Annotated in this window: 18 protein-coding genes; 11 read left to right on the top strand and 7 right to left on the bottom strand. The window is 39.6% G+C overall.

The window, feature by feature from the left end; all coding sequences use genetic code 11:
* Nucleotides 1–55: 55 nt before the first annotated feature.
* Together J690_RS12045 and J690_RS12040 are read left to right on the top strand one after the other, a co-directional pair.
* Nucleotides 56–976, top strand: a complete 921-nt coding sequence (locus J690_RS12045; protein ID WP_032036047.1) for an aminoglycoside phosphotransferase family protein — start codon at nt 56–58, stop codon at nt 974–976.
* A 209-nt stretch (nt 977–1,185) separates the two neighbouring features.
* Nucleotides 1,186–1,899: a DUF4882 family protein gene (locus J690_RS12040; protein ID WP_032036046.1), complete on the top strand. Its 714-nt coding sequence runs from the start codon at nt 1,186–1,188 to the stop codon at nt 1,897–1,899.
* Nucleotides 1,900–2,057: 158 nt separating this feature from the next.
* Here the strand turns inward: J690_RS12040 and J690_RS24695 are convergent, their stop codons facing one another.
* Nucleotides 2,058–2,360, bottom strand: coding sequence for a hypothetical protein (locus J690_RS24695; protein WP_032036044.1), 303 nt, complete (start codon nt 2,358–2,360; stop codon nt 2,058–2,060).
* Between the two features lie 1,049 nt (nt 2,361–3,409).
* Here J690_RS24695 and J690_RS12035 point away from each other — a divergent pair.
* On the top strand, nt 3,410–3,964 hold the full coding sequence (locus J690_RS12035) for a TetR/AcrR family transcriptional regulator (RefSeq protein WP_032036041.1): 555 nt from the start codon (nt 3,410–3,412) through the stop codon (nt 3,962–3,964).
* 141 nt (nt 3,965–4,105) lie between these two features.
* Here the strand turns inward: J690_RS12035 and J690_RS12030 are convergent, their stop codons facing one another.
* On the bottom strand, nt 4,106–4,723 hold the full coding sequence (locus J690_RS12030) for a TetR/AcrR family transcriptional regulator (RefSeq protein ID WP_032036040.1): 618 nt from the start codon (nt 4,721–4,723) through the stop codon (nt 4,106–4,108).
* A 77-nt stretch (nt 4,724–4,800) separates the two neighbouring features.
* Here J690_RS12030 and adeD point away from each other — a divergent pair, with 77 nt between their 5' ends.
* A complete protein-coding gene (gene adeD, locus J690_RS12025; RefSeq protein WP_032036039.1) occupies nt 4,801–5,925 on the top strand; it encodes a multidrug efflux RND transporter periplasmic adaptor subunit AdeD in 1,125 nt (374 codons plus the stop codon).
* A 9-nt stretch (nt 5,926–5,934) separates the two neighbouring features.
* Nucleotides 5,935–9,048, top strand: a complete 3,114-nt coding sequence (adeE, locus tag J690_RS12020) for a multidrug efflux RND transporter permease subunit AdeE (protein ID WP_032036038.1) — start codon at nt 5,935–5,937, stop codon at nt 9,046–9,048.
* Nucleotides 9,049–9,126: 78 nt separating this feature from the next.
* On the opposite strand, the gene J690_RS12015 is transcribed toward adeE, so the two are convergent.
* Nucleotides 9,127–9,732, bottom strand: a complete 606-nt coding sequence (locus J690_RS12015; protein WP_005067678.1) for a nitroreductase family protein — start codon at nt 9,730–9,732, stop codon at nt 9,127–9,129.
* 37 nt (nt 9,733–9,769) lie between these two features.
* Nucleotides 9,770–10,552, bottom strand: a complete 783-nt coding sequence (locus J690_RS12010) for an SDR family NAD(P)-dependent oxidoreductase (RefSeq protein ID WP_032036037.1) — start codon at nt 10,550–10,552, stop codon at nt 9,770–9,772.
* A 123-nt stretch (nt 10,553–10,675) separates the two neighbouring features.
* Here J690_RS12010 and J690_RS12005 point away from each other — a divergent pair, with 123 nt between their 5' ends.
* On the top strand, nt 10,676–11,242 hold the full coding sequence (locus J690_RS12005) for a TetR/AcrR family transcriptional regulator (protein WP_032036034.1): 567 nt from the start codon (nt 10,676–10,678) through the stop codon (nt 11,240–11,242).
* Here the strand turns inward: J690_RS12005 and J690_RS12000 are convergent.
* The gene (locus tag J690_RS12000; protein ID WP_032036033.1) at nt 11,239–12,396 is read right to left on the bottom strand and encodes a glycerate kinase; all 1,158 of its coding nucleotides are present in this window, start codon (nt 12,394–12,396) and stop codon (nt 11,239–11,241) included. The genes J690_RS12005 and J690_RS12000 overlap by 4 nt on opposite strands.
* Nucleotides 12,397–12,795: 399 nt before the next feature.
* On the opposite strand from J690_RS12000, the gene J690_RS11995 reads away from it, so the two are divergent.
* The 5 genes from J690_RS11995 to epmA all read left to right on the top strand — a co-directional run bounded on the left by J690_RS11995 (nt 12,796) and on the right by epmA (nt 18,731).
* Nucleotides 12,796–15,204: an FdhF/YdeP family oxidoreductase gene (locus tag J690_RS11995; RefSeq protein ID WP_032036032.1), complete on the top strand. Its 2,409-nt coding sequence runs from the start codon at nt 12,796–12,798 to the stop codon at nt 15,202–15,204.
* A 78-nt stretch (nt 15,205–15,282) separates the two neighbouring features.
* Nucleotides 15,283–16,074 carry a formate dehydrogenase accessory sulfurtransferase FdhD gene (gene fdhD, locus J690_RS11990; protein ID WP_005073045.1) on the top strand — a complete coding sequence of 264 codons (792 nt, stop codon included), beginning with the start codon at nt 15,283–15,285 and terminating at the stop codon, nt 16,072–16,074.
* Nucleotides 16,075–16,193: 119 nt separating this feature from the next.
* On the top strand, nt 16,194–16,586 hold the full coding sequence (locus J690_RS11985) for a YkvA family protein (protein ID WP_032036031.1): 393 nt from the start codon (nt 16,194–16,196) through the stop codon (nt 16,584–16,586).
* Nucleotides 16,587–16,692: 106 nt separating this feature from the next.
* Nucleotides 16,693–17,760 carry a 4-phosphoerythronate dehydrogenase gene (locus J690_RS11980; RefSeq protein ID WP_032036029.1) on the top strand — a complete coding sequence of 356 codons (1,068 nt, stop codon included), beginning with the start codon at nt 16,693–16,695 and terminating at the stop codon, nt 17,758–17,760.
* Entirely contained in the window at nt 17,757–18,731 is a 975-nt protein-coding gene (gene epmA / locus J690_RS11975; protein WP_032036026.1) for an EF-P lysine aminoacylase EpmA, read from the top strand. Before J690_RS11980 ends, epmA begins: the two co-directional genes overlap by 4 nt.
* Nucleotides 18,732–18,787: 56 nt before the next feature.
* Here epmA and J690_RS11970 read toward each other — a convergent pair whose 3' ends face one another.
* Together J690_RS11970 and radA are read right to left on the bottom strand one after the other, a co-directional pair.
* Nucleotides 18,788–19,759, bottom strand: coding sequence for a Tim44 domain-containing protein (locus J690_RS11970; RefSeq protein ID WP_017480534.1), 972 nt, complete (start codon nt 19,757–19,759; stop codon nt 18,788–18,790).
* Between the two features lie 82 nt (nt 19,760–19,841).
* Nucleotides 19,842–21,230 (bottom strand): DNA repair protein RadA, encoded by a 1,389-nt coding sequence (radA, locus tag J690_RS11965; protein ID WP_005073053.1) that lies wholly within the window; start codon nt 21,228–21,230, stop codon nt 19,842–19,844.
* Nucleotides 21,231–21,419 lie beyond the last annotated feature (189 nt).

Genomic DNA, 21,419 nt, shown 5'->3' with positions numbered 1-21,419 from the left:
ATTCTTTATCATATAATGAATAGAGATTATAACTTTATATATTTAATAAAATATTATGCACAATTTAGATGGCTTACTCAGCCGAATTCAAGCCGAGACATTGAGTTTAGTTGCTGATAGAGAAGGGGCTACTGTATACAAAGCACAAACTACTCAAGGATATGTCTTTGTAAAAATGTATACACGTAAAATGGAACATGAAAGATATTGTGAAATATTGGACGAGCTTAGAGTATTTTCATTGGCACCGCGACTATTAAATCAATTTGAATGGGAAAATTATTTTGTTGTTGTAATGAGTGCTTTAGAAGGGCAGCCAGTAAATAACATTTTAAAAAATTGTTCGAGAACAGAAAAATTATCCTTACTAAAAGAGGCAGGCGCATCTTTAGGACGTTTTCATCGAGCTATTAGTTCTTCTCGTTTATTTGAGATGAAATTCTGGAAGGGGCGAGATGACTCTTCAAAAGATCCAACTTTATGGAATGAGCATCTAAAATTAATGACAACAAAATGGATGTCACGTATTGATCCAACTAAAGCCGACTACAAAGAATTTAGTTATGAGTTGAGTGAGTTACTTTTATATTGTAAAGACTTGCGGGAACCAACCCAATTTAGTCTTTTGCATTGTGATTATATTGGTCGAAACCTTCTTGCAACTAGCTGTAATGAAATCTCTGGTGTTTTAGATTATGAAGCGGCTCGTATTGGTGATGCTGTTTATGATTTAGCAAAGATTGTTTGGTTAGATATAGATTTCTCTGATTTAGAATTAAGAAATTCATTTATACGAGGTTGGGAAATGACTTATGAGGAAAAAGTTCCTCAAAGGGAATTTTTATGCTATGTCGGTATTCAATGCCTTGCTGCAATAGCTTGGACAGATAAAAATAAGCATATGGACGGTAATACTACCTTTAGAACTTCAGCAATTAAAACATTAAAAATAGTATTGGAAGAGTTGCAGATATAGTTTTAGTAGATTTTAGTTTCATTCATAAATATTGCTGAGGATTGTTAAGTGATTTTATTTTCATTTAATACCTATTATTTTGATTTTAGAACAACATCTATCTAATAAATTACTATAGAGTTTAATCTATTGTCTCTTTATCTGAAAAATTTTTAAAGCTTAAATTTTTACCATACAATCAAAAATCACAATAAAATTAAGGTGAAATAATGAAAAAAAATATATTGATTCTTAGCTTATTAATTGTCAGTGTACAGAGCTGGGCTGAATGTAAAATTGGTGATCTAGAGATTGATCCAAGCGCTTCACAAACACCAGAAGGGACACCAAATCCAAGCAACTATATAACAATAACTGGTCAGAAAGTGTTAACTAAGGCTTTGGCTAATATAAACATAGGAACACTGATAAAAACTAAAACTGATACCAATATTGCTCAGTCTAATGTGATTGCTTTTGAATATATTTTCAAGAAACCAATAAATCTAAACTCAAATGAACTAGCTTCAGGATTTATCACAGGAACAAGTAATTATGACGGTATTGTTTTTGCCGCACCAAGTTTTGGAAGTGCGTATGGTTCACAGCAAAATTTGTTCATGAGTTCTATTTCTGGAAACATAACCCCAAATCAGACACAAAAAGAAGTTTTAGCAAATGAAACAGTTAGAGTGGGAATTTATTACAATCAAATCAGCAAGAAAATTGGTTATATTGTAAATGGTGTAGATAGGGGATACACATGGAGTTATACAACTCCATTAAGCAAAATGAAGTTTGCTATTGCAATTGAAGAGGGATTTTATGCTTCTAACTCTAGTGCCCTTGGTAAAGAAATATCATATGAAATAGTTTCTGATCATTCAAAACTACAATTTACTTATCCAACAGGCACCACAGATATTTGTGGCACACCTATTTAAAATAGATCCTATATCCAAATACTGCCTCGCTATCTAATGAGGCAGTATTTATTAGTCTATTGAGTATCTATTTTTAAATCTGGAATCAAATAAAATAATTTATACTTTATTATTTGCTGCTAATTTATTTTTTACTAAAAAATATGTATCAGAAAATATTAAGTATTCTTTTGGAAAACAAAAATGATAAAAATTATAAAATAGGCTGAAAAGTACCCTTTTACAAAAACATGCCTTAAGCTTTCTTCAAAATAAAGAGGGTAACCTTTTCCTATGAGTATAGAGAAAAAGATTGAAAAAATCATAAACAAAAAAGTATAGAAGACTTTTGAAAACATTATGTAATTTTCAGAAAATTCTTTTTTATTAAAAAATATATTTGTTATTTTTTCTGTAAGAAAAATTGAGACTATAGAAGTGAATATTCCCAATATAATACTAAATAAAATTGTATTTAACATTTAAGAATCCTATATTTAAAGATAATCAGGCTTTCATACATCCAGAATAAATTATGAAATGGTAAAGTTTTACCACCTACATTAATAACGGAAAACTTATTTTTTATTCAAATATATTCTTTTGGTAGATATAGAATAAAAATAGTCGTCATTGATAAAAAGTAAATGATATATGTGGTGCATCTAATGTATTTATATTTTTTTATCTTGTAAATGCTATATAAGAATAATGATGTGATAGATATGAAGAAAATTGTTGATATAAAGAGTAAGGATAAAATATATCTATCTTCATACCAGTTCTATTTGTTTAGGTTATAGTAATAGTAATGAATTTTAAGATAAAAATAAGTTAGTAGAATTAATAGGATGTTAACTAAAATATTAAGAAGATGATTTATTGTTTTCATTTTAAAGTTCCTATTTTTTCTTAAACTAAGTTGGATGTCTAAATTTATACCACTTTTTATAAACCCCAATTTAACAATAATCATCTCATTATTTATCCTTACTTTTTAATGATCTAAATTAAAACAAATGTCATTTTGTGTGCTTGACTGTAATAGGACAGGGCACTATTCTTTGCCTGCTGGCCACATTGCCAGCCGGTTTTAGCAGACCGTGCTCAAGAACATTGAAAAAATTCATTTTTTTGATGTAGACCCGTTCGTCTCCCTTTTTGTAGCGGTAGGACGGAAGGGGGACACCTTCGGGTGTGCTGGGTCTTGAGCCAGTCTGCTAACCCCCTTTCGTTCTGCCACCATAATTCTATAAATGTCTGGCAGAACTCCCAATAAAAAGGAGTTGGCTTTGCACATCCACTATTTCTTGGCAGCCTTTGCCAAAGTCTATATCGATACAACTTAAACTTTTAAAGCAGTTTGATGGCCATTGGGCTTTTCAGGCTTTAATTCGTCGCGACCAAAAAACTTAATCAACAATAAAACTTGAGATGTGCCACGCACAGTCTTTATGGCTTTGCTATGCCTTTTTTTCTCCCAAAAAAGTATCTCATTTATCTACAACGATAATTTTATAACGGTAAAACTATGCCACATTTAGTGATCTCCCCACGTGCCATACTAGTCGTAAATAAATCAATTGATCTGTTTCACCATCACGGATTTCATACGGTTGGAGTCGACAGAATTGTGAAAGAGTCTCAAATTCCAAAAGCGACTTTTTATCATTACTTTCACTCTAAAGAACGGTTCATTGAAATCTGCATGATCGTGCAAAAAGAACGTTTAAAAGAAAAAGTAGTTTCAATGGTTGAGTACACCAGTCAAACAAGTGTGGTGGATAAACTTAAGAAACTTTATGTCTTACACACCGATTTGGAGGGGCTTTACTATCTATTATTTAAAGCAATTTTTGAAATCAAACTGACCTATCCAAAAGCCTATATCACCGCAATGAGATATAGAACATGGTTGCTTAATGAAATCTATAGTCAGTTAATAAAACTAAAAAAAGATGCTTCCTTTCAGGACGCCAAATTATTTTTATATATGATTGAGGGAACCATTATTCAGCTTTTAAGCTCGGGTCAGGTAGGGGATAGAGAGATGATATTAGAATGTTTTTTGAAGCAGTTTAAATAGGATGAATGAAGCATGAAAATATTCCTGTTAAATCTGCTTAAGTGAGTTTGCCAGATGTTTCTTCAAGCTATTAGTAATTGATACGATGTTTAAATGTCTAATTTAAAAAGCCCTTTTATAACAAGGGCTTTTGTTGTGGGGCTATTCTTTATATTGCCATGCTTTTAAAAAGGTACGACACACTTCTTCATTTAACTGTTTTAGTTCTTCTGGAGTTGGAATGTTTCCACTAATCAACGTAGCGGGATAGGTATAGCCCATTACCGCACCGAGGAAAGCCTTTGTTGCTTCCTCTGGCTGATCAATTTTAACAATACCAGCATTGTGTGCAGTTGCAAGAATATCGGTTAAAGATCTTTTAATATTCCCTTGAGTACGTTGCTGAATTTTAGGAAGAATTTCTTTCATTTCAACTAAGGCAATAATCAGCAATCTTTGCAGGCGAATGACGTCAATATGATAAAAATGATTTTGTACAGACTGTCCAATTTCTAACAATAATTGATCTAGACGCTTATTTTTCAATTCATGCTGCTCAATGAAAGGTGCTTCCATTTCTGCTTTTAAATGATCAAAGACTTCAATGAGTAACGCTGTCTTGGTCGGGAAGTGGTTATATAAAGTTTGTCGATTTGTACCGGCTTTCGTGGCAACAGCCTCTAAACGGACTTCTAATCCATGCTCTAGAAATAGTTCGCGTGCTGCAGCAATGATAGTAGGGCGAATTCGAGAGGGACGACCTGGAGATTTTTTTAACATATCGGTTTTCTTGCACATCTTATTTATTTACTTTACAGTAAAGTAAATAAATTGTCTATAAGTCTGGGGTCCCAGATATGCTCGATCTAAGTTTTAATTACCGTAAGTTTATATATTTATTGCCTTTATTTGTTTTTTTAAATGGATGTGATTCTGATCAGCCTGCCCCTAAAAATATTCAGCAGGTGGGTACGATCACTATAAAACCAGAGACGATTGAATCTACCTATCAATTGGCTGGTAGAACGGTGGCCTCTGAAATTTCTCAGGTCCGTCCACAAGTCAATGGAGTAGTAATAGAGCAATTATTTAAGGAAGGCACGCAAGTAAACAAAGGGCAGCCACTTTATAAAATTGATTCATCACTCTATCGGGATAGTGTGGATGAAGCCGCTGGTAATCTTGCATTAGCAAAAGCCACTGTAAATTCGACTCGCCTTCAAGCCGAGCGTTATAAAGAATTAATTAAAGTAAATGGGGTGAGTCAACAAGAGCTTGATAATGCTCAAAGTGCATATGAGCAAGCGAAAGCGACTGTTGCCGTAAATGAAGCTGTACTGAAAACAGCACGAACCAATTTACGTTACACACAAGTTAGTGCGCCAATTTCAGGACGAATAGGGCGTTCATCCATTACACGTGGGGCTTTAGTCACCTCTGCTCAAACAGATCCTTTAGCAACGATTCAAAAACTGGACCCCATGTATGTCGATTTGACTCAGTCGAGTGATGAATACATGGCACTGCGTAAACAACTTGCTGAAAATGGAATAAAACCGACTGAACTTTCAGTACGGTTGAAGCTTGAGAATGGCACTGCCTATGCAGAACAGGGGACTTTTAAGTTTAGTGATGTTGCTGTAGATGAGGCGACAGGAAGTGTCACCTTACGTGCAGCATTTCCCAATCCCAATAATGCGTTATTGCCCGGCCTGTATGTGCGGGCAAAACTTGGAACGGGAACACGTCCTAACAGCGTCTTAATTCCTCAAGGTGCGCTGTTCCGAGACGCAGAAGGAAATCCACTTGTTTGGATTGTTGGAAAAGAGAATAAAGCCGAGCAACGAAAAATTACTCTAGGCGATGCAATTGATAATCGTTGGTTAGTGACCTCTGGCTTGAAAGCAGGAGATCAAGTCATTGTTGAGGGTCTGCAAGGCTTAAGTGCCGGCATGACGATTGAACCTACCCCAATGAGTTGAGGATTGCGTATGTTGTCGAGTTTTTTTATTGCACGACCTATTTTTGCTTGGGTCCTCTCTATTTGTATTATGGCATTGGGGACGATTTCGATTTTAACGTTACCCATTGAGCAATATCCTGACATTGCACCACCGGGTGTAAATGTTACTGCAAATTATCCGGGAGCATCTGCCAAAACTGTTGAAGACAGTGTTACCCAGATTTTGGAGCAACAAATTAAAGGGATTGATGGTCTACTTTATTTTTCATCGAGTAGTAGTTCGGCGGGGCAAGCAAGGATAAGTCTTAGTTTTGATCAGAATACCAATCCTGACACTGCTCAGGTGCAGGTGCAAAATGCTGTGAATCAGGCGCTGAGTCGATTGCCTCAAGAGGTTCAGCAGCAAGGGATCACTGTGACAAAGTCACAAGGCGATAGTTTACTGGTCTTTGCGCTTTACGATGAAAGTGGGACTAGATCTTCTGTCGACATATCTGACTATATGGTGAGTACACTGCAAGACCCATTAAGTCGGGTCGATGGAGTGGGTGAAATCACCGTATTTGGTGCTCAATATGCAATGCGCATCTGGCTTGATCCTCATAAATTAAACAGTTATGGATTAATGCCATCAGATGTTAGAACTGCAATTGAAGCACAAAACACTCAAATTACAGCGGGAGAATTGGGCGCATTACCCACGCGTGATGGGCAGGCTCTAAATGCAACAGTAACAGCATTATCTCGGTTACAAACCGTGAGCCAATTTGAAAATATTATTTTGCGGACACAAACCAATGGTGCGGTTGTATTACTTAAAGATGTTGCCCGAGTCGAGCGTGGTGCAGAGAGTTATCAGACTTCTACACGTTTGAATGGAAGGCCAGCTTCAGGTATGTCTATTCAGCTTGCATCTGGTGCCAATGCATTAGAAACCGCTGAACGAGTTAAAGCTGAAGTCACACGGTTAACTGCCTCTATGCCAGCGGGTTTAAAAGTTGCATACCCACGCGACAGTACGCCATTTGTAGAAGCTTCGGTAAATGGGGTGATTAAAACTTTAGCTGAAGCGATTGTTCTCGTCATTATTGTAATGTTCTTATTTTTGCAGAGCTGGCGTGCGACTTTAATTCCGGCAATTGCAGTTCCGGTCGTATTGTTAGGAACATTTGGTGTGTTGAGCGTACTTGGCTATAGCATTAATACACTGACTTTGTTTGCGATGGTACTCGCAATTGGTTTACTGGTAGATGACGCGATTGTCGTTGTAGAAAATGTTGAGCGGGTTATGCATGAGCAAAATGTTGATGCTCGGCAAGCCACCCTAATTTCAATGCAGGAGATATCGGGTGCGCTCGTGGGTATTGCCATGGTACTCGCAGCGGTATTTTTACCTATGGCATTTTTTGGTGGTTCTGTCGGGATTATTTATCGACAGTTCTCGGTAACGCTCGTATCGGCTATGGTACTTTCTGCAATTGTTGCTTTAACACTTTCACCTGCGCTATGTGCAACCTTACTCAAACCTGCAAATGAAAAGCATAAACAGAGAAAATTTTTTACTTGGTTCAACCGTAAAGTAGAGCAAGGTCAATCAGGCTACCGTACAAAGCTAGTTGCTGTTTTAGGCAAGCCCAAAATATTTATGATCATATTCGTGGGTATTACAGCTTTGTTAGGTTGGCAATATACGCGTATGAATACGGGGTTTTTACCCCAAGAAGACCAAGGCTCGGTTATGGTTCAATTTAGTACGCCTGTAGGCACGACACTAGCTGAAACAGAAAGGGTTGGTAATCAGATCGCAGATTATTTCTTGACGAAAGAAAAGGATAATCTCAATGTGATTTTCATGGTGATGGGTAGAAATAACGCAGGCAGTGGGCAAAATGTGGGAATGGCATTTGCCGGACTCAAACATTGGGATGACCGAGAAGGTAGTGAAAATACAGCCGAAGCTGTGATTGCTCGTGCAAATGCACATTTTAAGTCACTGCGTAACGCACGTGTTCAGGTACTTTCACCCGCTGCTGTAAGAGGCCTTGGGCAATCTAGTGGCTTTGAATTTTGGTTGCAAGATGCTGAGAATAAAGGACGAGATGCTTTACTCGCAGCACAAAATAATGTGTTAAAAGCAGCAAATGCTGATTCTGGCCTAGCTGCAGTACGTTTAAATAGCTTAGAAGATAAAGCCCAGTTACAAGTCGATATCGATCAAAGAAAAGCCAGTGCTCTTGGATTAGCCCAAGCAGATATTAGTAATACGCTCTCATCGGCGTGGGGCGGATCTTATATTAACGATTTCATAGATCAGGGACGTGTTAAGCGAGTTTATTTGCAAGGAGAGGCAATCTATCGTTCCTTACCTCAAGATATTGGGCAATGGTATGTTCGCGGTGCTACTGGTCAAATGACACCATTTTCTAGTTTCTCTTCTGTGAAATGGCAAATGGGGCCTCAAATGCTGCAACGCTTTAATGGTCTTTCAGCCGTCCAACTTCAAGGCTCTGCTGCAACAGGTGAAAGTTCTGGCGGGGCTATGGATAAAATGCAGCAGTTAGTTGACCAGCAACAAGGTTTTAATCTTCAGTGGAGTGGATTGTCTTATCAAGAGAAGTTAGCGGGTGGCCAAACGATCTGGTTATATTTGGCTTCAATCATCTTTATATTTTTATGTTTGGCAGCACTTTATGAAAGCTGGTCTATTCCTGTTTCTGTCATGTTGGTTATTCCTTTAGGTCTTATTGGCGCTGTAGTTGCTGCAAGTCTGGCAGGTTTTGTGAACGATATTTACTTTCAGGTCGCTATGCTTACCACCATTGGACTTTCTGCCAAAAATGCTATTTTGATTGTTGAATTTGCAGCAGCCAAATTGGAGGCTGGTCAGGCATTAATGGACGCCATTATTGAAGGTGCGGGTCAGCGATTACGGCCAATTATTATGACATCTCTGGCTTTTGTTGCAGGTGTTCTACCATTGGTTGTATCTACAGGGGCAGGGGCTGTAAGCCGTAAAGAAATTGGTATCGCCGTAACGGGCGGTATGATTTCAGGAACTCTACTTTCTATTTTCTTTGTGCCTTTATTTTTTCTTTTAGTTCGTCGTTTAACCAATAAGTTAAATGCCCAAAAGGCAAAATGATTTTACAAAACAGAATGTCATTAACAGTTAGGCCCTCATGCCATAAATAGCATGAGGGCCTAAAATCTGACTAAAAACTTAGAATGTATTTTGAATAATGACATCATCGTAAGGAAGTTTGCCCACACGTGGGTAAGGCTGAGATGCTGACTTACCAACGGCAATCATTAAACACACCACATGATCTTCAGGTAAGTTAATCAGCTTTGCCATGGCATCAAAGTCAAAACCATCCATTGGGCAACTGTCTAAACCATGCTCTTGAGCAAGTAACATTAAAGTTTGAGCAAAAATACCAGCACTACGCATAACTTCGTCACGTTGAGTTTGCGGACGGTCACGGTAATATTGGTCGATTGCGCCAACCATAATATTTTGAACTTCCGGAGAAGCTCCATCCCATACACGCTTAGCATCAACTTCCCATGTATTTACTTTTGCACACAACACAATCAGTAATGATGACTCTGTAACTTGTGGTTGATCCCAAGCAATGGTGCGAATTTTTTGTCTTAACTCAGTATCTTCAATGATGACTGGACGCCAATGTTGTAAGTTAAAAGCGCTTGGCGCATTGGCTAAAACTTCTTGTAATAACTGCTTTTTGTTATCTTCAGAAAGTTGAAAAGCAGGGTCGAAGCGTTTAACTGCGCGGCGGTTACGGATGGCATCAATAACATTCATAAGATTTTCCTACTTAAGAGTTGGGTAGCGGTACTCGTTAGTTTTTATAACGTTGGGCTACATCAGCCGAAGAAAAGTTTGGTAGTAATGTGATACGTGATTTTTCAAAATTATTCCATTGATTTTCGTCTTTCAGCACAGGAATTGTAATCGTTTCTTTGCGGTCAAAACCAATCAGAGCCGCATCGACCAAATCATTGACATCCATTAATGGTGGGACTTGGCTTAAGTCGATGCCAGAACGTTCCCAAATTTCGGTTTTAGTAGCAGAAGGCAATACGGCTTGAACATGCACGCCATGATCTTTTAATTCTAAATATAAGCCTTGGCTAAAAAATTGGATGAAAGATTTACTTGCACCATAAATGGTAGAACCTAATTCAGGGGCTAATCCAAGCACAGAGCCTAAATTAATAATGGCACCTTTACCTTTATGTATAAGTGATTGCGAAATTGCATGAGACAAACGAACAACTGCAGTCATATTTAAAGTAATGAGTTTTTCAATATCTTTAATATCTTGAGTTAAAAAGGTTCCGTTTAGTGCAATGCCAGCGTTATTTACCAAAATTTCAATATCAGCATCGTTTTTGAGTACATCTTCAATTTTACTGATGTCTTGATCGTTTGATAGATCGGCTTGAATGAACTCGACTTGTACGCCGTATTTTTTTTGAAGATCTTTTGAGATTTTATCTAGGCGGTTTGTGTCTCGTGCAACCAAGATTAAGTTATGGCCACGTTGAGCAAATCGGTCTGCATAGACAGAACCAATTCCTGACGAAGCTCCTGTAATAAGTACTTTTGATTGAGCTGACATGTGATGTCTCCACGCTTTAATTTTTTAGATGATGATCATAATCTAAAATATATAATTTTTGATGTCAATCATAATCAATGTATAATTATGACGAGTAAGGTGAGTAAAAGTGGGTAGGCCAACATGAAAGTCAGTAAAACTCAGGTAAAAGAAAACCGAGAAAAAATTGTTGAAAAGGCGACTCAACTGTTTCGTAACAAAGGCTACGATGGTGTCGGCATTGCTGAATTAATGTCTAGCGCAGGCTTTACTCATGGTGGGTTTTATAAACATTTCAGTTCGAAAACAGACCTTGTCTCAATTACTGTTAAACATGGGCTTGAGCAGGTTTTAAAAAGAATAGAAGGTTTAAATTTAGCTCAATTTATTCAGCTTTATGTGTCTCGAACTCATCGAGATAACCGAGATTTGGGCTGCACACTAACAGCCTTATCTTGTGATGCAGCAAGACAGCCAGACGAAGTAAAAGTCGAATTTGAAGAGGGCATTGAGCAACTTATCCAGTTCATTATGAATGAACGTGCAAAACAAGTTTCTTTGGAAGCGCCAGAGTTGAGAAAGCAAGCTATTAATATTCTTGCTCAATCCGTAGGGGCAATTGCCTTGTCTCGCGCATGCCCAGACCAATCAATCCTTAGCGATGAAATATTGGAAAGCTGTAAAGAGAGTCTTTTAAAGTTAACCGATTAAACTTTTTTATCTTTCAAGCTGGTTTGGCTAAACTGAATTAACCTCGCAATATCGACTGTTCTTTCATAAATGAGTTCTGCTGCATGTTCGCAGGCTTGTTCTAATGTGATGGGACCATTTGCTAATGAGAAAGCAGCCGTAACGCCGTGCTCATAAAGCTCTTGGTAGCCTTGGCCTAAAGTTCCTGCAATCACAATGACCGGAACGTTATGTGCTTTAGCAATTTGACTCACCCCAAAAACTGTTTTACCACTTAGTGTTTGCTGGTCAAATTTACCTTCCCCTGTAATAACCCAATTTGTATGAGCAATTTTATGTTCAAGTTGATTCAGTTCACCTACGACTTTAACTCCAGCTTTAAAGTCGGCATTTAAATAACTTTTGGCTGCAAAGCCCAAACCACCAGCAGCACCAGAACCTGCTTCATTTCGTTTGTCGAAACCTAAAATTTGCGCAGAGACATCGGCAAAATGAGCAAGCGCTGCATCAAGCAGTTGTACTTGAGCAGGAGAAGCCCCTTTTTGTGGGCCAAAAATATGTGATGCGCCGTTTGGACCGCAAAGTGGATTGGTCACATCGGCAGCTAGTAAAAACCGCGTGTGCTGAATACGTGTGTCAAAGTGTGTTAAATCAATTTTTGATAGGTTGCTTAAAGCGAGACCACCTGCGGGTAAAGCCTTTTGGTTGGCATCGAGCAAAACAGCACCCAAAGCACTCAGTAATCCTGTGCCGCCATCGTTGGTCGCACTACCGCCCACAGTTAAAATAATGTCTTTTGCACCTGCGTCTAAAGCATCAAGAATGAGTTGGCCTGTTCCAAACGTTGTGCTGTGGCAGGCATCACGTTCTGACGGTGGGATTAACTGTATGCCGCTCGCTTGAGCCATTTCAATGATGGCGATTTTTTGTTTTTCTAACCAGCCCCATTTTGCCTGAACAGGCTGACTTAATGGCCCAACCACAGTTTTTTCACGCCATTGCCCCTCGCAGACTTCTAAAACAGCTTCAATGGTTCCTTCGCCGCCATCGGCCATAGGGCATAAAATCGTTTCTGCATGAGGAAAAACTTCTTGCCATCCTTTGGCAATGGCCTGAGCTACGTTTAAAGCAGATAAGCTGTCTTTAAATGAATCAGGGGCGATCACAACCTTCATAAGTGCTCTAATGTGGATAGATTTTTAATTGTTTTATACTGCTTAGTCCCAAAAAACCATACATAAAGACATGTAAGCATCAATTTTAAAGAGTTTCTCTTCTGTTAAGAATGAAAACTAATAATGTTTTGATCTGTAAAAGGCGGAGTTTCTATCTTTTTAACTCATTGTTTTATATATTTTTCTATAAATAGCGTGGTTGGCTTGAATTATTGTAATTGTAAAAAATATGGCACATATTATAAGAACAGTTGAGCCAGCTTTTTAAAATATGGTGAATAACATACCAAGCGGACTCTACCCCCAAGCTAGACAGCAGCGATTCTTGATATAAGCATAATTAAATTGTGGTTCTATTAGATCTGTTGAATGCCTAAGAAGAATTAAGAGGATGAAAAAGTGGATAATTCAGAAGAACAAAAGCACATACAGGAAAATAACGGTTTTGCGCGAATTGAGCCATATACTCATCCTGCTGGCGGGTGGGGCGCACTGCTAAGTGTTGCTCGAAACTTAAAGCGACAAGATATTTTAGGTAAAGGTTCAATTACCTTACTCAACATTAACCAACCTACAGGTTTTGACTGTCCCGGCTGTGCATGGCCAGAAAAGAAAGATGCTCATGCCTTTAACTTCTGTGAAAATGGTGCAAAAGCAGTTGCCTTTGAAGCAACCAGTAAAACAGTGACTCCTGAATATTTCGCAGGGCATACCGTCAGTTGGTTATCAGAACAAAGTGACTTTTTCCTCGAAGACTTAGGCCGCTTAACAGACCCAGTTCGCTATGATGCTGCAACCGATAAATATGTGCCTATTTCATGGGACGATGCATTTAAACTCATTGCTCAACATTTACATGCGCTAGACAACCCAGACCAAGCGGCATTTTATACCTCTGGCCGGGCCAGTAACGAAGCAGCATTTTTATATCAATTGTTTGTGAGAAGCTTTGGTACCAATAACTTTCCAGACTGCTCGAACATGTGTCATGAAACCACAAGTGTTGGCTTACTTGACTCGATTGGTTTAGGAAAAGGCACAGTCACCCTAGAAGACTTTGACGTAGCCGATGCTATTTTTAGTTTTGGTCATAACCCCGGAACCAACCATCCACGTATGTTAGGTACTTTGCGTGAAGTATCTAAACGTGGCGGCAACATTATTGCGATTAACCCAATTAAAGAGCGAGGTCTTGAGCGTTTCCAAGACCCGCAAGCACCGCTTGAAATGATGACCAACGGCAGTACGCCAATTAGTCGTTATTATTTCCAACCTAAAATTGGGGGCGACTATGCACTCATGTTAGGGATGTTAAAGCACTTAAATGAGTGGGATAAAAAAGCATTTGCCTCAGGTAAACCGAGTGTTTTTGACCGAAACTTTATCGCGGTGAATACCGTTGGTTTTGATGAGATGATTGCTGAGATTGAAAGAACTGAATGGGCAGATATTTATAAATACTCAGGGTTATCGCCTGAACATTTAGAAAAACTTGCCAAACTCTTTTTAGATTCAGAGCGTTCAATTTTTTGTTGGGGAATGGGTATCACGCAACACCGCCACGGCACAGCTAACGTACATATGCTGGCAAATTTATTGTTGGCGCGTGGTCAAATTGGTAGGCCTGGTGCAGGGCTTTGTCCGGTTCGTGGGCACAGTAACGTGCAAGGCGACCGAACCATGGGTATTAATGAACTGCCTAGCCCTAAATTACTCGATAACATTGACCGCGTATTTGGAATTAAATCACCGAGAAAAAATGGACATGGTGTCGTTGAAACCATTAAAGCCATGGCTGAAGGCGAGGTCAAAGTCTTTATTGGTTTAGGTGGGAACTTTGCAGTTGCAACGCCAGATACGCCGTATACCCAAGAAGCACTTAGAAAGTGTAATTTAACTGTTCATGTTGCAACCAAGTTAAACCGTAGCCATTTGGTGTGTGGTAAAGATGCTCTTATTTTGCCATGTTTAGGGCGTACCGAAATTGATGAGCAGCTTCATGGCCCACAGGCAATTTCAGTCGAAGATTCGATGAGTAATATTCATTTGTCAGCAGGACGTAACGCTCCAATTTCTGACAATATTTTGTCTGAACCAGATATTGTCGCCCGAATGGCCGAAGCAGTGCTTCCAGACAGTCAGATTAAATGGAAATGGTATATCGAAAGCTATGACCGTATTCGTGACTCAATTGCCGATGTGTTTGATGAGTTCCATGACTTTAATTTACGTGTCTATAAACCGGGTGGCTTCCACCTCGAACATCCAGCCAATCAGCACATCTGGAATACAAAAAGTGGTAAAGCGCAGTTTATGATTACACCGCTGAGTGAAGTCTATGCCGATAAAGAAAATCAGTACGCTGCCGCATATACCGAAAGTAAGGTTTATACCTTAATGACCACGCGTTCTCATGACCAATACAACACTACTCTATATGGTCTAGATGATCGTTACCGTGGGGTGTTCGGTCAGCGCCGTGTGTTGTTTATGAACCAAGCTGATATTGATGAAGCGGGTTTTGAAGCAAACCAATGGGTCGATATTGAAAGTGTTTTCTCGGATGGTGTGAAGCGTATCGTGCATAGTTTCCGTATTGTGCCGTACAACATTCCACGCGGCAGCTTAGCCGCTTACTATCCGGAAACCAATCCTTTGGTGGCATTAAGCAGTCATGACAAATATGCCAAGATTCCTGCTTCAAAAAGTGTTCCTGTGATTTTGCATCCCGGAAATGTGCCGGAGCATTTTAACTTGGCAACGGCAGTTGCGCCTGAAGACGCTGATAAGAAAGTAAGCAATCTTTAATCAAAGGCAATATTAAAAAATGTCATCCAAACAAATGGCGCTCTAAACAAGCGCCATTTTGAAATAAAGGAAATAATTTTGACACCACATTCTTATGGGGTTGAAACATTACCAGTTCAACGGTTTAACAAAACCGACTCTGAAAATGTTCTAGATCATATTGTGCAAGAGTACCCAATTGCCTTGGTGTATAACGGCATTTCGCATGCGGTAATGATGGCGACACCGACCGATGTCGAATTATTTGCTAAAGGTTTTAGTCTCTCGGAAGGAATTTTAACTAGCTTAAAAGAGCTATATGCACTTGATGTACATCAAAATGAACTGGGCATTACGGTAGAAATGACCATTTCATCGAGAGCATTTGCTGCCTTAAAAGAACACCGCCGCATGATGGTAGGCCGTACAGGCTGTGGTTTATGTGGAATTGAAAGCTTAGAGCAGTTTCAGTTAGATGCTCCCAAAATTACAACACATGCATCAAAAATTTGGCTTGAGCAAATTCCGAGTGCCATTTCCCATTTAAAAGCCCAGCAAGAAATTACCGCTTTAACGGGTGGCGCACATGCCGCAGCGTGGGTGGTTGATGGTCACATCGTCGCTTTATTTGAAGATGTAGGGCGACATAATGCCCTAGACAAATTACTCGGCTATTTAGCGCAAGAAAACTATGACACCAGTTTAGGTTTTGTGGTGATGACCAGTCGGGCAAGTTATGAACTAATACGAAAATGTGCTCAACTGAATATAAGTCTACTGGCGTCAATTTCAGCACCGACCAGCATGGCTATTCAATTAGCCAAACAATCTGGCCTGACTTTGGCGAGTTTTTGCCGAGGAGATAGATTTGTTTTATATACGGAAATTTAAAATATATTGTTCAAGATGATGGGCTTAAAACGAAGCTCATCTGACATTTCTGTTGCTTTTAAGCTAAGGATAGATTTTATAGATTATTATAAAACTCTAAAGGTTCAGAGTCTGTCCAAATGTCTTGGGTACAATCAATAAAAGAATGGGCAAAACGTCTAAAAAAACAAATTATTATGCTTTGGTTTGCATCAAGGCATCCTCAAATGCCGTGGTTACCCAAAGTGATTGCGGTCGTGGCGGTGGCTTATGCATTTAGTCCCATCGACTTAATTCCAGATTTTATTCCTATTTTAGGCTTTGTAGACGATGCCATCATTTTACCAATGCTCATTTGGTTAGCTGTTCGTTTTACACCTCAACAAGTCATTTTAGATGCGGAACAACAAGCTGAAGAATGGCTAGATCAACAGGAGCGTCGACCTCAAAATTATTTGGTTGCTGTGTTGATTATTCTAGTCTGGATCACACTGGCCGTGATGGCCTATTTCTACTTTGGTGGTGGCTTGTAATTTGCAAACCGTCAAAGTTTAGAATCGTGAATTTAAAGGCATTAACATTGTGCTTTGCTACAACTCAAAGGATAATAACGTTTTTATAAGCTATGGGTTGCAGACAATGAAAATCGTCGCAGATGAAAATTTGGCATTTACCGATTACTTTTTTTCAGAATTTGGCGATATTCAACACAAAGCAGGGCGTACTTTAACCCATGCAGATGTAAAAGATGCTCAAGCTTTACTGGTCCGCTCGGTTACTGTGGTTAACGCAAGTTTAATTGAAAACACTGCATTAAAATATGTGGGCAGTGCCACAATCGGGACCGATCATTTAGATATTGCAGCGTTAGAAAAACAAGGAATTACGTGGGCAAATGCGGCTGGTTGTAATGCACAAGCGGTGGCTGAATATGTCATTACAGCTTTACTTCATTTAGATGCGAACCTTTTAGAACAACAAGAAAAATTTACCCTAGGCATTGTTGGCCTTGGCAATGTCGGTAAGCGCTTGGCTTATATGGCTCAGTTGTTTGGCTGGAACGTAATTGGCTTCGACCCATATGTGAAACTAGACACAATTGAAAATGTAAGCTTAGAAACTCTGTTGCAACAAGCCAATGCCATTTCAATTCATGTGCCGCTGACCAAAAACGGTGAACATCCGACATATCATTTGTTTGATGAAAAAGCTTTTGCAGCACTTCAACCTGACACGATTTTAATTAATAGTGCACGTGGTCCAGTCGTGAAAGAAGCCGCTTTAATGGAGGATATTCATCGTACCCAGCGTAAAGTGGTGCTTGATGTATTTGAGCATGAACCAGTCATATCAGAAGAACTTATAGACATGTTGGCTTTAGCAACACCGCATATTGCTGGTTATAGCCTTGAAGGAAAAGCCCGCGGTACACAAATGATTTATGAAACGTTTTGCCAAGAATTTGGATACGACATGAATAAGCGTTTTGAAACTCAGCTACCTGCATGCGAAGACTATTTTTCAGGACATGATTTAAAAGCAGTGTTAAAGCAAAAACTATCTCAAATTTATGATATTGCTCAAGATGATGCCAACATCCGTGCTTGTATTAAAGACGGCAAAGTAGAGCAAAAAGCATTTGATTTATTACGTAAAAATTATCCGCTGCGCCGTGAATGGGCAGCACATGGGGGACCACAGGCATGAGTTTAAGCTATCAACCTACTTGTTCAATTGATGCCTTAAAAGCTCGTGCCAAGCTCTATACCCAAATTCGTCAGTTTTTTGCTGAACGTGGTGTCATGGAAGTCGAAACACCGATCGTTTCACAGGCAGGTGTCACCGATGTGCATTTAGCTTCAGTTCAGGCTTTGCGTCATATTAACGGCAAATTGCAAACTCAATATTTACAGACTTCACCAGAGTTTGCCATGAAGCGTTTATTGGCGAGCGGTAGTGGGCCGATTTATCAAATCTGTAAGGTGTTCCGTGATGATGAACACGGGCGTAAACACAACAGTGAATTTACCATGCTTGAATGGTATCGCCCCGGTCTAGACTTAAAAGCGTTAATGCATGAAACAGCCGATTTATTGCAAACCTGTTTGCAGCATCGTTTTGGTGAAGTTCGTCCGTTTATTTTAAGTTATAAACATGCCTTTCAAGATCGACTTGATATCAACCCGTTGCAAGCAACTTTGAAGCAACTCAAAGATACCGCAAATCGTGTGGGGTTAAACCTCGACTTGGGCGATGATCGTCTAGCTTACATGGATTTGTTGTTTTCTCATTTTGTTGAACCTAGTTTAGGATTTGATGCTCCAGTTTTTTTAACTGACTTTCCACCAGAAATGGCATCTTTGGCAAAAGTGAAAGTAGATGACGACGGGGAAGAAGTTGCGGCGCGTTTCGAGGTTTATATTGAAGGCTTAGAGCTAGCCAATGCCTACGATGAATTGCTTGATGCAGACGTGTTACGTTCACGCTTTGAAGCCGATAATGCAGAGCGGGCTAAGCAAGGGCTTCATGTTATGCCTTTAGATGAGCATTTGTTAGCAGCATTGCCTCATATGCCGGAATGCTCAGGAATTGCTTTAGGTGTAGACCGTTTACTCATGGTTGCAATGGATCAGGTCAAAATTGAAAAAGTGGTGACCTTTCCAGCAGAAATTGCTTAAGCTGACAAATAAAAAAGCCACAATATTGTGGCTTTTTTATTTAGGATTTATTTAGCTTAAGCTTGTTGAATACCTGCAACAACCCAGTCTTGCTGAGAGCCAGCAGGTTTAACAAAGTGCCAGATTTCGGTAAACGGTTGTGGCAAGCTGTTTAGATCTTCACTTACTGTACCAGTGAAACGTACGCTTACTACGTATTGACCATTTTCAGTTGCACTGTCTACAACCATCGCATTCAAGTTGCTAAATTCAGCAACGTCTTGATCTTGGTTTTCCATGATATCGTTATACATAGAACTATAAAGTTCTGGTGTTAAGTAACGGCGAATTTCTTCAATGTTACTTGCAGTATTCATCGATTGGATATGATTAAAACGTTGACGTGCAATACGTAAGAACGCAGCTGGTTCACTTCCATCTGGAAGTTGATTGCCATTGCTCGTAGTTACACCACCAAAAGGCGCTTGCGTTGCTGCACCGCCACCCACAGATTGACCAAAGATATTTGTATTATCGCCAGCATTACGTGGAGCTGCTTGTGGTGCAGCAGAACGGCCAAATGGGTTTTGACCGTTACTATTTGGTGCGTAAGGGTTGTTACCCGCTAATTTTTTTTTTGATCCCAACTTACGGAATAAAAAGAAAGCAAGAGCTGCGGCAAGCAATACCCAAATCCAACCTGGGATACCACCTTTTTTCTCTTCTTGAGCTTGCGCCTGAGTGGCTTGCTGTTCAGTTGATGTCGGTTTGTCATCAGCTAAAGCATTTGCTGCAACAGCACCTACGGCAGCACCAGCCACACCAGCTGCAACCATTGAACCAACGCCTGGACCAGATTTCTGAGGCGCTGTAGTGGTTTGTTGAACTGGAGTCACTTGACGAGGTTGTTGATAAGACTGGCTTGAAGTAGTCGAACGTGCCATACCGTGGCTTTTACCACCACCTGCACGTTTAGCTTCAGCAAGAGGAGAAATTGCTAAAGCAGCCATTAAAATACCGGTAATCAAGCCACGCTGGTGTACTTCCATAGGAAATTCCTGTTTAAAGTTAATTTGTAATAGTATTTATGCAGGCTTTTACTCTAAATTTCAACTATAAAAGTATGTTTTTTTATGTCAATTCATCACTGAGTTGCATAGCTTCTGTCAATGCTTCATGTAAGCGCGCAACAGCAATAACTTGTACGCCTGGAATTGCCTTTTGAGGGGCGTTTCCTCTTGGTAAAATGACATATTTAAAGCCATGTTTTGCTGCTTCTTTTAAGCGTTCCTGACCATTAGGAACAGGGCGAATTTCACCAGAAAGACCAACTTCACCAAAAACTGCAAGCTGTTGGGGCAATGCTTTAGTACGTAAACTTGAAGCACATGCAAGTAAAACAGCCAAATCAGAACCTGTTTCGGTAATTTTTAAGCCACCTACAATGTTGACGTATACATCTTGTCCAGTAGTTTGCACGCCACCATGGCGATGCATGACAGCAAGCAGCATATTTAAACGGTTTTGTTCAAGACCAAGTGCAACACGTCGTGGTTGTCCTTGAGCATCATCAACTAAAGCTTGCACTTCGACCAAAAGAGGGCGAGTTCCTTCACGGCTAATCATAACAATTGAGCCGGGAATCGCTTCATCATAACGACTTAAGAAAATGGCAGAAGGGTTAGCAACTTCACGTAAGCCTTTATCAGTCATGCCAAATACGCCAAGTTCATTGACGGCGCCAAAACGGTTTTTAACAGCACGAATCATTCGATAACGTGAGTCTGATTGACCTTCAAAGTAAAGTACGCAGTCCACCATATGCTCTAAAACACGCGGACCTGCCAGTGCACCTTCTTTGGTCACGTGACCAACAATGAATAGCGCCGTGCCACTATTTTTTGCATAACGGGTTAATAAAGCAGCAGATTCACGAATTTGTGAAACACCGCCCGGAGCAGATTGGAGGGTTTCTGTATAAAGTGTTTGAATCGAATCTAGAATAGCGACTACAGGTTTTTCTTGTTCTAAAACTTCACAAATGCGTTCTACACAGGTTTCAGCCATGACTTTTAATTGGTCGGTTGGCAGGTCAAGACGTTGCGCACGAAGCGCCACCTGAGATAAAGATTCCTCACCCGTAATATAAAGTGCAGAGCTTTTTGCGCTTGCCATATGGGTCGCAGTTTGCAAAAGAATGGTTGATTTACCAATACCGGGGTCACCACCAATCAGCACCACAGAACCTGTCACCAAACCGCCGCCAAGCACTCGGTCAAATTCGCTAATGCCTGTAGGTAAGCGGGTTTCATGAGAAACGGAAACTTTATTTAACGTTGTAATGTTAGCAACTTGACCCGCATAGCCCCCAATTTTAGGACGTGCGCGGTGAGCAGTGGTTGGCTCAAGTTTAACTTCAGTCAGAGAATTCCATTCACCACACTCTGAGCATTGACCAGCCCATTTAAGATGATCGGCACCACATTGCTCGCAACGGTAAACAGTTTTGACTTTACTCATAAAAAATTGAAATTTTGCTCGATATTATATAAATATAGTTCTTAGGAAGTACTTCATTCTTGTTTCCTAAAATTTTCATAAAAGATAATGAGGAAATTTGAAGGGATCTTCTAAGGAACTAATAAGGGAAAGACATCAAAAATAACACGATATTGGATTTTTACAAGTCAGATAAAGTTTGTTTTCAAT

The sequence above is a fragment of the Acinetobacter sp. 742879 genome, from assembly GCF_000588535.1.
In the GTDB taxonomy this organism is placed as follows: domain Bacteria; phylum Pseudomonadota; class Gammaproteobacteria; order Pseudomonadales; family Moraxellaceae; genus Acinetobacter; species Acinetobacter pittii.
This window is presented reverse-complemented; position numbering and strand designations above follow the sequence as displayed.